Annotated in this window: 14 protein-coding genes; 5 read left to right on the top strand and 9 right to left on the bottom strand. The window is 50.2% G+C overall.

The annotated features are described in order from the left end of the window. Window position 1: 1 nt before the first annotated feature. From kdsA to ftsB, 3 genes are all read left to right on the top strand, one after another. A complete protein-coding gene (gene kdsA / locus METH5_RS0112005; RefSeq protein ID WP_029148742.1) occupies window positions 2-841 on the top strand; it encodes a 3-deoxy-8-phosphooctulonate synthase in 840 nt (279 codons plus the stop codon). Window positions 842-1017: 176 nt separating this feature from the next. After that, window positions 1018-2304 (top strand): phosphopyruvate hydratase, encoded by a 1287-nt coding sequence (gene eno, locus METH5_RS0112010; RefSeq protein ID WP_029148743.1) that lies wholly within the window; start codon window positions 1018-1020, stop codon window positions 2302-2304. 45 nt (window positions 2305-2349) lie between these two features. Further along, window positions 2350-2766, top strand: coding sequence for a cell division protein FtsB (gene ftsB, locus METH5_RS0112015; RefSeq protein WP_029148744.1), 417 nt, complete (start codon window positions 2350-2352; stop codon window positions 2764-2766). 39 nt (window positions 2767-2805) lie between these two features. On the opposite strand, the gene METH5_RS0112020 is transcribed toward ftsB, so the two are convergent. Next, window positions 2806-3810 carry a folate-binding protein YgfZ gene (locus METH5_RS0112020; protein WP_029148745.1) on the bottom strand — a complete coding sequence of 335 codons (1005 nt, stop codon included), beginning with the start codon at window positions 3808-3810 and terminating at the stop codon, window positions 2806-2808. A 140-nt stretch (window positions 3811-3950) separates the two neighbouring features. Between METH5_RS0112020 and METH5_RS0112025 the strand changes: the two genes are divergently transcribed. After that, complete coding sequence (locus METH5_RS0112025) at window positions 3951-4370, top strand: hypothetical protein (RefSeq protein ID WP_029148746.1); 420 nt, start codon at window positions 3951-3953, stop codon at window positions 4368-4370. Window positions 4371-4410: 40 nt separating this feature from the next. On the opposite strand, the gene METH5_RS0112030 is transcribed toward METH5_RS0112025, so the two are convergent. The 8 genes from METH5_RS0112030 to METH5_RS0112065 form a co-directional block, all read right to left on the bottom strand. After that, complete coding sequence (locus tag METH5_RS0112030; protein WP_029148747.1) at window positions 4411-5538, bottom strand: HAF repeat-containing PEP-CTERM protein; 1128 nt, start codon at window positions 5536-5538, stop codon at window positions 4411-4413. A 129-nt stretch (window positions 5539-5667) separates the two neighbouring features. Continuing rightward, window positions 5668-6702: a hypothetical protein gene (locus tag METH5_RS0112035; RefSeq protein ID WP_051413026.1), complete on the bottom strand. Its 1035-nt coding sequence runs from the start codon at window positions 6700-6702 to the stop codon at window positions 5668-5670. A gap of 60 nt (window positions 6703-6762) precedes the next feature. Then, on the bottom strand, window positions 6763-7794 hold the full coding sequence (locus METH5_RS0112040) for a VWA domain-containing protein (protein WP_029148749.1): 1032 nt from the start codon (window positions 7792-7794) through the stop codon (window positions 6763-6765). 53 nt (window positions 7795-7847) lie between these two features. Beyond that, on the bottom strand, window positions 7848-8387 hold the full coding sequence (locus tag METH5_RS0112045; RefSeq protein ID WP_029148750.1) for a hypothetical protein: 540 nt from the start codon (window positions 8385-8387) through the stop codon (window positions 7848-7850). After that, entirely contained in the window at window positions 8372-9358 is a 987-nt protein-coding gene (locus METH5_RS0112050) for a VWA domain-containing protein (RefSeq protein ID WP_029148751.1), read from the bottom strand. Before METH5_RS0112050 ends, METH5_RS0112045 begins: the two co-directional genes overlap by 16 nt. Beyond that, window positions 9358-10338 carry a hypothetical protein gene (locus tag METH5_RS0112055; RefSeq protein ID WP_029148752.1) on the bottom strand — a complete coding sequence of 327 codons (981 nt, stop codon included), beginning with the start codon at window positions 10336-10338 and terminating at the stop codon, window positions 9358-9360. Before METH5_RS0112055 ends, METH5_RS0112050 begins: the two co-directional genes overlap by 1 nt. A gap of 12 nt (window positions 10339-10350) precedes the next feature. After that, complete coding sequence (locus METH5_RS0112060) at window positions 10351-11208, bottom strand: DUF58 domain-containing protein (RefSeq protein ID WP_029148753.1); 858 nt, start codon at window positions 11206-11208, stop codon at window positions 10351-10353. A gap of 19 nt (window positions 11209-11227) precedes the next feature. Beyond that, window positions 11228-12244 (bottom strand): MoxR family ATPase, encoded by a 1017-nt coding sequence (locus tag METH5_RS0112065; protein WP_029148754.1) that lies wholly within the window; start codon window positions 12242-12244, stop codon window positions 11228-11230. 266 nt (window positions 12245-12510) lie between these two features. Here METH5_RS0112065 and fabA point away from each other — a divergent pair, with 266 nt between their 5' ends. Next, window positions 12511-13026, top strand: a complete 516-nt coding sequence (fabA, locus tag METH5_RS0112070) for a 3-hydroxyacyl-[acyl-carrier-protein] dehydratase FabA (protein WP_029148755.1) — start codon at window positions 12511-12513, stop codon at window positions 13024-13026. The last annotated feature ends 33 nt before the right edge of the window (window positions 13027-13059 follow it).

The raw sequence follows: 13059 nt of genomic DNA on the forward strand, positions 1-13059 counted from the left end.
GATGAAATTATGTGGTTTTGACGTTGGTCTTGAGCATCCGCTGTTTTTAATCGCCGGTCCTTGCGTGATCGAGTCTAAACAGATGGCGATTGATACGGCTGGGCAATTAAAAGAAATGGCAGCGCGTATCGGCGTGCCATTTATTTATAAGTCTTCTTACGATAAGGCCAACCGCAGCTCTACCAAAACCTTTCGTGGTTTTGGTTTAGAAGAGGGGCTCAGAATTCTGGACGAAGTGCGTGCCCAGATAGGCGTGCCGATTTTGACCGATGTACATAGCGAAGAGCAGGTGCCGCATGTGGCGGCGGTGGTCGACGTCTTGCAAACGCCCGCTTTTTTATGCCGCCAGACCGATTTTATTGTGGCTTGTGCCCAGTCTGGCAAGCCGGTAAATATTAAAAAAGGCCAGTTTTTGGCGCCTGGTGACATGAAGCAAGTGGTCAACAAAGCAAAAGAAGCCAATGGCGGCGCTGACAATATTATGGTTTGCGAACGCGGCGCTTCTTTTGGCTATAACACCCTGGTGTCTGATATGCGCGGCTTAGCCATCATGCGTGAAACCCATTGCCCGGTTGTGTTTGATGCCACGCATTCGGTACAGCAACCAGGCGGGCAAGGTGACAAGAGCGGTGGTCAGCGCGAGTTTGTGCCTGTATTGGCACGCGCGGCCGTGGCGAGTGGTATTGCCGGTGTTTTCATGGAAACGCATCCTGATCCGAGCAAAGCCTTGTCAGACGGCCCGAACGCCTGGCCATTAGGCAAAATGGAAGACTTGCTGCATCTGCTGGTTGACCTCGACAAACTGGTGAAAAAAGCCGGTTTCGCTGAACAAACGCTGTAATAAAAGCTTAATTTTGCCGCAGATGAACGCGGATAAGCGCAGATAACATCTGATATATGTTGAATCCATATTGGTGGTTTCGACAAAACAATTGTTTTAAGAATTGATTTTATCAGCGAGCATCTGCGTTTATCTGCGGCTGATAAATGTTTGAATTTAAATACAAGGAAAAAAGCATGAGCGCTATTGTAGATATTATCGCCCGCGAAATTATGGATTCACGTGGCAACCCGACGGTTGAAGTCGATGTTTTGCTGGAAAGCGGTGTTATTGGTCGTGCTGCCGTACCGTCAGGTGCGTCTACCGGCGCTAAAGAGGCGGTAGAGCTGCGCGATGGCGACAAGAGCCGCTATCTGGGTAAAGGCGTGTTGAACGCGATTGAAAACGTTAACACTGAAATCACTGAAGCCATCATCGGCCTCGATGCCGAAGAGCAAAGCTTTATCGACAAGACGTTAATTGAGCTGGATGGCACCGAAAACAAAGATCGCTTGGGTGCTAACGCCATTTTGGGCGTGTCTATGGCCTGTGCACGTGCGGCGGCGGAAGAAAGCGGTTTGCCATTGTATCGCTACCTGGGCGGCTCAGCGTTTATGCAATTGCCAACGCCTATGATGAACATCATCAACGGTGGTGCGCATGCCGATAACTCTGTGGATATTCAAGAGTTTATGATTGTGCCAGCCGGTTTGCCAACGTTCCGTGAAGCATTGCGTGCAGGTGCTGAGGTATTCCATGCCTTGAAGAAAACGTTGCATGCTAAAGGTCTGGCAACCACAGTGGGTGACGAAGGTGGTTTTGCCCCTAACCTGCCATCCAACGAGTCTGCTTTGCAGTTGATCATGGAGTCGATTGAAGCAGCGGGCTATGAGCCAGGCAAAGATATCTACCTGGGCCTGGATTGCGCCAGTACCGAATTTTACAAAGATGGTAAATATCATTTGGAGTCAGAAGGTGCTGCACTGACTTCTGCACAGTTTTGTGACTACCTGGCCACATTGGCTGGCAAATATCCTATCATCACCATCGAAGATGGTATGGATGAATTCGACTGGGATGGTTGGGACCTGTTGACGCAGCGTTTGGGCAAAACCACGCAGCTGGTAGGTGATGACTTGTTCGTGACTAACCCGAAAATCCTGCGTGAAGGCATCCAGAAAGGCGTGGCCAACTCTGTGCTAATCAAAGTGAACCAGATCGGTACCTTGACCGAGACCTTCCAGACTATTGAGATGGCCAAACGTGCCAATTACACGGCGGTTGTGTCACATCGCTCAGGTGAAACAGAAGATACGACTATTGCTGATATTTCAGTGGCGACCAATGCGCTGCAGATCAAAACCGGTTCTTTGTGCCGCTCTGAGCGCGTGGCTAAATACAACCAGTTGCTGCGTATTGAAGAAGAGTTGGGTGATGCAACCAGCTATGCTGGCTTATCCGCGTTTTACCAGTTGTTTAAATAAGCAAGACTCGGGTCATCTGGGCTCACTGCATTAGCTTAGGTCAATGTGCGTAAACTGACGGTGGTATTCGTAGTCCTGATTGCCCTGCTGCAATATCCATTGTGGCTGGGCAAGGGGAGCTGGCTGCGTGTGTGGCAGTATTCACAGCAGATTGAAGCGCATGAAAAGCGCAACGAGTATTACCGGCAGCGTAATGAAACATTGCGTGCCGAAGTCCGTGACCTAAAGCAGGGGCAATCAGCGATTGAAGAGCGCGCGCGCAGTGAGCTAGGGCTGCTTAAACAGGATGAAGTGTTTTTTCAGGTGATCCAGAATAAACAGTCTGCGACCAGTAAGCCGACTTCGCCGCTAGAGGCTAAATCTATAGCGGCTAACCCGCTAGGCGCAAAAACACTGCCCTCGGTGCCGGCAGAAACTAAACCAGAGATGGCGGACGATGTTGTTAGTCCGGTGAACCAATAAAAAAGGCGCTTCAAGCGCCTTTTTTATTGGTTGCTATTGTTATGGCAGGGCATAAGGTAGGTCTTGAAATGCCAGTGGCTGGCCTTGCCAGTTGATGGCCCCGGCTGCTTGGGCTTCCAGGCGGCATTCAGCCAGCACCCACCAGCCATTGTTTGTGGCTGGCGCCACGCGCACCAGTAGGCCTGCTTCTTGTTGCTGGGCATCGTGCAAAACGTCACCCGCTTGTGGGGTATGTTCACCCGCACTTAATTGGGCCAGCATGGTTCTGCGTTTCACTTTGCCCAGGTAATGCGTGCGTGCGACGATCTCCTGGCCGGTGTAGCAGCCTTTTTTAAAGTTGATGCCATTGAGTGCATCCAGATTAATCATTTGCGGCACGAACTGCTCTTTGGTGGCCGCATACACCTGAGGAATGCCTGCCTGAACCTCCAGCGCCTCCCACTGCGTGGTGCTGGCGGGGGCGAATATCGCTGATAGCGACAACCAGCTGGCTTGCGCCTGTTCGTGGCTTACAACCAATAATGCCCGTTGCTGCTTGCCTGCATCGGTCAGCCGTATCAGTGTGCCGTGAGTATCGTGTGCCAATTGATGTGCGGCTGTGGGCAGCTGTGGCATGCTGGTGGCAAGCGTGTCACTGGCCAGGCCAAACGTCAGCAGACGGTCGCTGGCGTCTTCAACCAGCACTTTGCTGCGCAGCACATACATGCGCAAGCGTTTGACCAGGTCTGCAATCAACGCGCGTGGGCATTGCAGGTAAATCACATCATTGAGGCTAAAGCTATAGAACAGCGCCAATAAACGGCCTTTAGGTGAGCAATAACCATTGAATTGCGCCCCTTGGGCAAGCAGTTTAATATCGTTAGTGACTTGTCCTTGCAAAAAGGTCTCGCTGTCTGCGCCACTGATCGCAATCAGGCCACTGCTGGAAAGGTCAAACAGTTGCGCGCCGACAGTTGAGGCTGCAAATATGGCTGCGCCTTGCGCATCGAATTGCGCCCCTTGAGCGGCCAAAAATGATTGCCAGGGGTTGGTTGAATTGGACATAAATGGGATTCCTTCCGGGGCAGTGCATGTTTGCATGTGCTGCCCTCACTAACGCGATGAAAAAAGCTATTTTATCAAGTGAAATTGGTCTGCGGCTCCGACCCTCTACATTTTTATGGGGATGGTGGTGGCTATTTTCAATGCTGGTTGTGTTCAGCCTGTTATATTGCCTGCCAGCAGGGTGGGCGGCACTTGGCCTGTTTGCCTACGGGCTGGCCTGCATTTGGCAGTGGATGCAATTAGCGGCGACACGTTGGGCATGGAGTGTTCAGTCGTTAAGGGTTGATGTCTTTGGGCACATGACATTCACTAATGCGCTAGGCCAGACCTGGTCTTTCAGGGTGCTCGCTGATACGGTGGTGCATCCGGCCTGCATAGTCATTCATCTCACTGATCTGGTACAGCAACAGGAGGTGAGTGCTGTGCCTGATCACCCACGCCAGAAGTTTTTTACAGATTGGCTACACCCTAAGCGCTTGCTGATTTTGCCTGATCAGGCAGACGCCAGTAGTTTGAAGGCCTTGCGCGCCTGGTTAAAGTGGGGTGCTCACGAGCACTAATCCACCTTGCAGACACTCCTGCATTGGACAGTTTTCACTGTTACAGACGATGGCTCAAACGCTTTCTCAAAGCAATGACAGCGGTGACGAGCCCTGTCAGCAATAATGCAATGTTCGATGGTTCTGGCACTGGCATCAGTAAAAAAGACCTGAACTCTCCGCTACTATTCATGCCATTAGCGACAATCCAGCCTTGATTGTTAATATCATCGGCAGTGTAGAGGGAGATACCATTCTGGTTGACTAATAGATCTTGCAGCTTCATTGGATTGCCATCTTCCCAAAGTACTGCTAACTCGCCGAAGTCGTTACTAATGTAGCTACCAACAATGGCGCCATGGTTGTTGATGGCATAAGCAAAGCTGGCATATCCCCCCAGTGTTCCCAACTCTGTTGCCACGCCGTTGTCCCATAATGTGGCGAATTGGCGTGAGTAAGTTGCGTCACTCCAGCCGACAATCTGGTTATTATCGTTAATATCAAAGGCTTGTGAGTTTCCTGAGGCATTCAGGTAAGTCAGCGTATTATTGTTCCACGCGGCGGCTTGAACATTAAATGTACCACCGCCACCGATTTGGCCCACGATGACGCCGTTGTTGTTGATTGCATAAGCTTCGCTGATGCTTTGTTCCGGCGTTGAAAGGGCTGTGACATTGCCATTTTGCCATAACGTGGCAATTTGTCTGGATTGGCCGTTCTGGCTCCAGCCCACAAGTTGCCCGCTGTTGTTGAGGTTATTTACACCGCTCTGAGTGCCACCTAAGGAAGCTAAAGTGGTGGTCATGCCATTGTCCCAGAGCGTTGCATTGCTGGCATGGGGGGTGTTTGGGATAGGTACACCGTATCTAGACGGTGCATGAAATGTGGTGCCTGCAACTTGCCCGTCATCATTGATTGATGAGGCTAGCGTGACAGTCTTGAGGGGTGTGTCTAGGGTTGTTTTACTATTTAATGACCAGATGGTTGCCTGACTCTTGAGATATAGCTGATTTTGCACAGAAACATAGGTGCTGCTATTGCCTGCAATTTGCCCCTTATCATTAATAGATGAGGCATAGCTCTCCATGAAACCATTTTGTGGCGTTAGTTCTGTCACCAGGTATTGTGGCGCAGCGTAAATACTTGGGCTAAATAAAGTGTAGCCCAATAAAAAACAAAGTTGACGCATTTCTCTTCCCTTAATTATTTTGACTCACTCAATTGACAATGAGTTTTTTTAATAATTGTAAATCAACCAAGTAAAAACACAATTTATTCGTTTCTACAGAGGGTATTTAAGTGTCATGTAACAGGTGCTTTATTGAAAGTGGTTATCGTGAGCCACGGAGTCTCTGCGCGCAAACAGGCGTGACTTGATTTCTTTGCGGTATCGTCCGACGCTGTATTTGAAGTCACGTGTTGACTCCCGGTTGACGTAGGTGCCCAAAACACAAATGCCAGCCAGGCTGGCGAGTAACCAGTCTATAGAAAAAGGGACTGTTTCATGGTGTGAGGAGCGATGTTTTTGTATGGCTTGCAACACTGCGCGAGGATCGTCGCCATCGAGGTAGTCTGCGCCGATTTCTTCTGCCAGCTTTTGCAAATAGGGCACGGCGCGCCTGGAGATGAACCTGTCGTAGTCAGAAATGGCGACGCTGTCATCGCGGCCACTGCTTTTACTGGCCGTGACTTGTGCAATATTGGGCTGAACCGCAAAACTTTCATTCGACCAGTAACCTATCATTTGATTGGCTTCAGTCAGCTTGGGAATGCCAGTGCCTTTGTCTGAGCCTATACCGACCAGAAACCAGCCGTCTCCACCCTGGAAGTCACGCAGGTTACGCGTGTTGAATGCATGCAGTAATGGCGCTTCATCACCATCAGTAAAATAGACTGCTTTGGTCGCTTCAGGCATTTGGCGTAGTAACTTTGCCGTGATCATCACACTTTCGCGGAGTTGGCTGTTACCGGTCCAGGCCATGCGCCAATCCAGGTGGTCTATGGTTTCATGAATGGCCGAGAAATGCGTGCACACTTGCAAGGGGTTATACAATGCGGCGACGGCATCACCGGCAAAAATGCCGATGCTTAAACGCGTGTGGCAGGGTAGTTGGGAAACAATGTCGTGCATCATGCGTTTGGTATAGGTCAGGCGGCTTACGGCGTGGTGATCCAGTGACATATCTACGGCGTTCATGCTTTGTGTAATGTCTGCGATGAGAAAATACGTGTGTACATTGCGTTTGACAGGAATGCTGGGGTGCATGATTGCACCCAGCAGGCAGAGCAGCGCCAATGCCAATAGATTGGTTTCGCGATATTTTAGCCAGTATTTGAGCCATCGTTTTTTCATGGTCATCTATCATGTATTGCCTGCATCACTGGCCTAGGATGTCAGAAGAAGGCGTATTTATTATTGAAAATGGTTGTCGTGCGCAACTGCCTCGCTGCTTGTAAATAATCTGGAGCGAATCTGGTGATGGTAAAGGTTCAGGTTTTGCCTGATTTGGCGCCAGGGGTGACGGCTAGCATAAGTGCCTAATACACACAGGCCTGACAGCGTGGCAAACAGCCAGCTGAGTGGCAGTGGCGCGATGTCGCGGCGCGCAGGTTTTTGTGCTTTCATGGCTTTGAGTACGGTGTAAGTACTGTCGCCTTTAATATAGTTGGCACCGATTTCTTTAGTCAGGCTCTCTAAGTATTCTGTTGAGAGTTTTGAGATAAACCGGTCATTGTCGCCATAGGCGATGTTGTCATCACGCACGCCCAAGGTGCTTTCCGAGATCTGGGCAATGCCTGGTTGCATGGCAAAACTCTCGTTAGACCAGTAACCGATCACCTGGTTATCCGGGCTGAGTTTGGGAATGCCGACGCCTTCTTCTGAGCCTATGCCGACAAACAGCCACTCATCGCCGCCCTGAAACTCTTCAAGATTTTTGGTATTAAACGCATGCAGCTTGGGCGCTTCTTCACCATCGGTAAAATAGATCACTTGTGCCGGTTCTGGCATGGCGCGCACCACTTTGGCGGTCACAAACAAGCTCTCCCGCACGCGGCTATTGCCTGACCAGGCCATGCGCCAGTCTAAGTGGGCGATGGTGTCTTGAATCGCGGCAAAATTAGTGCAAACCTCAATGGGGGCATACATGGCCGCAACTGAGTTACCGGCAAACATGCCGACGCTCACTTTGGTGCCGCAGGGCAGTGAGGCGACGACTTCATGCATCATGTTTTGCATATAAGCCATGCGGGTGACTTTTTTGCCATGCAAGGTCATGTCTTCGGCGTTCATGCTTTGCGAAATATCTGCGATTAAGAAATAAGCATAAATATTATGCTTAAACGGGATGCTTGGTCGCAAAATAGCGCCCAGCAAAAAAAGCAGGGCCAGTCCGAGCAGGGCGGTGTCACGGTGCTTGATAAAGTGTCTTAGCCAGATCTTCATGGAGTGCCAGTCTAATGTTCAGTCGAATATTTTTACGCGCAACGCTGCGCTTGTTATGGCAAACCGTTAGGGATATTGCCCATGATCAAGCCCGGGTTGTCAGACTCACCTACACCTGGTGTTGGTTTTTCAGGCAACAGGCCCAATACCCGGTCAAAGTTACGGCGTGTGCCCCAGTGGCTGTTATCTGCTTTGAGCGCCGTTTTATAAGAGGTGGCCGCTTGTGACAGCAGGTACTCAAGTTCATCACGTGTGCTGTTGTCGTTGCCGCCGGTTAATTGAATGGCGCGCAAAAAAAACATATTGCCGACATTATGCAAAATTGCTGCGCGCTGACTGGCGTTGGCCTGATCAATCAGCTTGGTAAACAGCAGTGTGGACTCTTTATAACGCTCATTTTTGCCCAGCCAGTAAGCCACCGCATATTTTGCCTCAAAGCTTTGCTGGTCAGTTTGTGGTGTTTTGGCTGAAGCAACCGCTTGGTTAAATGCGTCTACTTGCTGAATACGTTGCCAGCTATACGCCATGGTGGCCACTGACGCCACCGCTACGACCACCAGGCCGGTGACCAGTTTATTTACGCTGAGCGCCATGTGTGTATCTCCAGGTATTTAACAGCCAGCAAGAAGGCAATCATGATAAATGCAATCCAGTAACACACATTAGTGTAGTCATGGCCGGGGATCTTTTCCAGGTATTGAATTGGTTTTTTTTCGCGGCTGTTAATGTCAGCAATCGCGACTTCGAGCGATTTGGGGTCAGCTGCCTCGTAGGCGTTAAAAGGGCTGCGCAAGGTCTGAAAAAACTGATACAACAGCACTTCACTTGGCATAGGCCCGGTGTAGCTGCTTTCGGCATATTTAGGATCGAAAATAGTCACGCCGCCAGGTTGGCGCAGCACAATCCAATACAGGCCGATGTTGTAGCGTTGTAGCCAGTCACGCAACTTTTGTTGCACCATGTCACTAACGCGGCCTGCACCATCCGAAATCAGGATGATGACGCGTGAGCCTGAGTCAGGCACGTCTTTAAACAACTCAACCGCACTGGTCAGGCCGCCACCAATGTTCGTTTGAAACAAAGAGTTGCCAGCAGTCGCCTGAATGGCGGACAACATGGCTTCTTTGTTTTCAGTCAATGGCAGTACATACATGGCAGAGTTACTAAAAGTAATCAGCCCCATCATGTCATTGTGACGGTGTTGCACAAATTGGGTCATTATGCGGGCAGCCGCGATTGACTTGGTTTCGCCTACATGGCCATCTTTATCGCCTGCAAACGGGTCGTCCATACTGGCGCTGCGGTCTAATACCAGTCCGATTTGTGCGCCGACGCCGGTCCGTTCAATTTGTTGCTCCAGGCTGTGTGGGCCTGCCAGGCCCAATATGATAAACACGATGCTGAGCACGGCAAGCACTTTGAGCAAAAAGCCGATGGTGCTAGACAGGGGGTCAGGCGGCAACAAGCCTATCCATGAATAGTGCTTGCTGTGGGCGCGCTCTAGCAATAGCGGCAGCAATGCCAGCGGGAGCGCCCATAACAGCCAAGGGTGTGTGAACGCCATTATGCGTGTACCTCAGGGCGTAATCCACGCTCGCAGTCACGCATGTGGCGGCAAAACTTTTTAAGCCACTGTTTGCTTGGCATGCCTAAATCCAGCGGTGTTTGGGCGTCAAAAAATACTTGGCGCGATAACGCAAAAAAGCGTTCTATCTCTGGTTTTGCTACGGCAAAGGCAGGTTTTTCCAGCACAAATTTTTCAACGCCGTTACCAAATACGCTGTGGCCAGCCACTTGGTGTAACGCTTCATGCACGGTTGAAATAGCCTGCTGCAAACCTTGTTCATCCTCAGGCAGTTTGCTTACTTTACGGTAAGCCTTGGCAAAGGCACCGCCCATATGCGGCAACCAGGTGCGCGCACCCAAAACGTATAACAAGGCCAGTAAACTGGCGGCCAATACACCTGCGGCTATTTTAAGCGCCAGTTGTTCTTTGTTTGCCTGCAGCTTGAGAGGCGCAACAAACGGGCTCATTTCGTTTTTGAGGTTGACCTCGCCATATACTGAGAGCGGTGAGGTTCTAAAGTTAAACGAAGGCATGCGGAATTGCTTCACCGCTTTGCTGCCCTGCTGGCGCAGTTTGACGATTTCGCCTCTTAAAATCGCCGGTTTGGCTACGCGGCCAACCTTAAATACTTGATACTCAAGGTGAATGGTATACACCGACTGCTCGCCATGGCGCTGTTCTTCAACATCAATCGCCGTTAACTCTATGCCCGACACCTGGCCACGGTATCTATGCTCGTAACCGACAATCGGCAATGACTCTTTAATCAGCTCATAAGGTTGTTTTACGGTAAGAATCATGGTGCGTTGCAGTTTGTCACCCACCACAAAACCGGCATCGCGGGTGGGGTTGATTTCTTTCACACTGACAAACTTGCTGTCTGCCGACGGTAAAACGACATCGGCTGAACTGCTGAATGCAGTGCATAGCAAGGTCGCTGCGACAAGTAATGACAATAAATGGTGGCGCGCTTTCATCGGTCGCTTTCCTCAGGCAGGCACATGTTGATGGAAGTAGTCGGTGAGTAAATCTGCATCGAACGTGTCTTCCACAAAAAATGGCTGCATATCAAATCTCATAAAAATATCTTCAATCGCCTGACGTCTGGCATTAAATGCCTCCAGAATCCGTTCGCGATAAGACGCGCGCAAAAACAGGGTGCGGCGTTCGCCGGTTTCCGGGTCATTAATGCTGGTAATGCCAAACTCAGGCAATTGTTTGTATTCAGTACTGTTCCAGAGAATCACCGGCACAATGTGATGGCGCAGCATCAGTAGCAGTGCTTCTTCCAGTTGTTCCAGCGGCATGTGAAAGTCGGACACCAGAAAAATCAGTGCGCGCTCGCGCGGCAGTAGCCGAACACTTTCAAGCAGCGCACCGGCCCCCACTTCATTTGGCAGGTGGTTCTCCAGGCGGTCTGCCAGGTCAAACATGGTGTGTGGACGCAAAGACAGCGTGCTCAGCCATGTGTCATGCACATCATCATCAAAGCCTATAAAGCCAACCGGGTCTGTGTTGCGGCTGGCAGACTGGGCGACCGAACGGGTGATGTGTGCTGCCGTGACCAGTTTGGTATGCGGTGTGCCATATTGCATAGAGCCAGACATATCACACATGACAAACACTGGCGTGGCGCTTTTCTGGTTAAAAATGCGCACATAGACTTGCTCCATCGGGTCACGAATGGTCTGGCGTATATCAATCCGGCGCGGGTCAGGGTACGACAGAAGCGTGGTGTGGCCACGAAACTCCATGCCCATGCCGCGCTGATTGCTCTTATGACGGCCCGGACGGCGCGAACGGGAACGCCAGCCAATGTGGTAGCTGAATTCCTTAATGATTTCCATAATTTTCAGCAGTAACGTCTTAAGGCGCTGCCACGGCATTAATAATGCCAGTCAGCAATTCGCGTGCGATTTCAGTACGACGCATTTCGTAAACCGGGCTAAATACCAGGCGGTGCGCAATCGTTTCGTGGAACACCGCATGAATATCTTCTGGCACGACAGCCTGACGCTGATTTAGCCAGGCGTTGACGCGGGCAGCACGCAACAGCATGCCCATGCCACGCGGGCTGGCGCCACTGAGGACCAGGCGCTTCATATCGACGTTTGATACTTTAATGCCATAGGCAACCGGGTCTTTGGTGGCTAACCATAAATCCAGCGCATATTTGCGCAGGGCAGGGCTGGCCTGAATATTTTCCTGAATCACCTTGGCAAAGCTATTTAACTGGTCAAACTTGAGAATGTCAGCCGGTACATTTGAAATTAGCTGGTCGACATCATGAAAGCGCGTGTCAAAAATCAACGACTCCATAATGTCATGTGCAGCTGGTACCACAATCGGAATTTCCATCATAAAACGGTCACGTGCAGCAGATGGAATATCAAAGGTTTCTTCGCGCTCAACCTGGTTGCGGTCGGCAAATACCAGCATGTGCGGAAAGTAATGTTCTTTATTAAAGGCCGTCAGCGTGCGTTCGGCCATCACGCGCAACATCAGCGAGTGCACTTGCGGGCGGGCGCGGTTGATTTCGTTAAAAAAGAAAATAGATAAGTCTTGCCCCGACATCAGCAATGGGCCCGGGCTCACGTGTGGTTTGCCGTCTTCGCCCAGATAGGTGTGATACACCAGGTCGTTTGGCATCAGGTCAATGGTGCCTTCAATCCGTTGGTAACCACCACCAATGCCGCGGGTAAAGGCGCGCAGCAAAGTGGTTTTGCCCACCCCCACATCCCCTTCAAGCAGCACGTGACCGCGGGCGAACACGGCGGTGGTGATCAGGCGGACTGGATTTTCCTGACCGACGACAACTTTGTTAACTTCCGACTCTAATGTGAGCGCATATGTGCGCCAATCGTTGAGTTGTTGATCTTGCATGCCTGATTTCCTGATGAGGTTGAATGTTGGATTGCGCTGAATTGTAACTAATTTGTAATTAAAAACGTCTTGATCATGTGAAATTATCCTTTAAAGCTTGATAGGCTGGTCATTATCAAGTTGTAAAATTCAGTAACAATTTAGTCAATACTACCTACATTTTTCTAAAAAGTATACAGGTCGGTATAGTTGTTGGATGACAAAAAGCTTTCACTAAACGCAATTTCCGGCGAAAATATTGTTTTATACTAAAATTCTAAAAATACATGACTAGAAAAAGTAGTTTCAGCAAAGAGGATTTATTGGCGTGCGGCCGGGGAGAGATGTTCGGTGAAGGTAACGCGCAATTGCCATTACCGCCTATGCTGATGTTTGACCGTATCGTTAAAATTTCTGACGAGGGTGGCAAATACGGCCAAGGCGAAATTATTGCAGAACTCGATATTCGTCCTGATTTGTGGTTTTTTGAATGCCACTTTACCGGTGACCCGGTGATGCCTGGCTGTTTGGGTTTAGATGCCATGTGGCAGTTGGTTGGGTTCTTCCTGGGTTGGAAAGGTGGCCCTGGTCGTGGTCGTGCGCTGGGTTCTGGTGAGGTTAAATTTACTGGCCAAGTCTTGCCAACAGCCAAGGTGGTGCGCTATCACATTGATTTAAAACGTGTGATTATGCGTAAACTGGTGATGGGTATTGCAGATGCGCGCATGGAAGTAGATGGTCGCGAGATTTATGCTGCCAGTGATTTGCGTGTCGGGTTGTTTACCAGCACGGACAATTTCTAGTAGTTTTTACAGTTTTTGAAGTGAATGGGAGGC

It is taken from the genome of Methylophilus sp. 5 (genome assembly GCF_000515275.1).
Taxonomy (GTDB): Bacteria; Pseudomonadota; Gammaproteobacteria; order Burkholderiales; family Methylophilaceae; genus Methylophilus.

Bases quoted from the DNA above. Each gene is read 5' to 3' on its own strand.
- kdsA (WP_029148742.1), top strand. From the start codon at position 2: ATGAAATTATGTGGTTTTGACGTTGGTCTTGAGCATCCGCTGTTTTTA.
- eno (WP_029148743.1), top strand. From the start codon at position 1,018: ATGAGCGCTATTGTAGATATTATCGCCCGCGAAATTATGGATTCACGT.
- METH5_RS0112020 (WP_029148745.1), bottom strand. From the start codon at position 3,810: ATGTCCAATTCAACCAACCCCTGGCAATCATTTTTGGCCGCTCAAGGG.
- METH5_RS0112025 (WP_029148746.1), top strand. From the start codon at position 3,951: ATGCTGGTTGTGTTCAGCCTGTTATATTGCCTGCCAGCAGGGTGGGCG.
- METH5_RS0112030 (WP_029148747.1), bottom strand. From the start codon at position 5,538: ATGCGTCAACTTTGTTTTTTATTGGGCTACACTTTATTTAGCCCAAGT.
- METH5_RS0112035 (WP_051413026.1), bottom strand. From the start codon at position 6,702: ATGAAAAAACGATGGCTCAAATACTGGCTAAAATATCGCGAAACCAAT.
- METH5_RS0112040 (WP_029148749.1), bottom strand. From the start codon at position 7,794: ATGAAGATCTGGCTAAGACACTTTATCAAGCACCGTGACACCGCCCTG.
- METH5_RS0112045 (WP_029148750.1), bottom strand. From the start codon at position 8,387: ATGGCGCTCAGCGTAAATAAACTGGTCACCGGCCTGGTGGTCGTAGCG.
- METH5_RS0112050 (WP_029148751.1), bottom strand. From the start codon at position 9,358: ATGGCGTTCACACACCCTTGGCTGTTATGGGCGCTCCCGCTGGCATTG.
- METH5_RS0112055 (WP_029148752.1), bottom strand. From the start codon at position 10,338: ATGAAAGCGCGCCACCATTTATTGTCATTACTTGTCGCAGCGACCTTG.
- METH5_RS0112060 (WP_029148753.1), bottom strand. From the start codon at position 11,208: ATGGAAATCATTAAGGAATTCAGCTACCACATTGGCTGGCGTTCCCGT.
- METH5_RS0112065 (WP_029148754.1), bottom strand. From the start codon at position 12,244: ATGCAAGATCAACAACTCAACGATTGGCGCACATATGCGCTCACATTA.
- fabA (WP_029148755.1), top strand. From the start codon at position 12,511: ATGACTAGAAAAAGTAGTTTCAGCAAAGAGGATTTATTGGCGTGCGGC.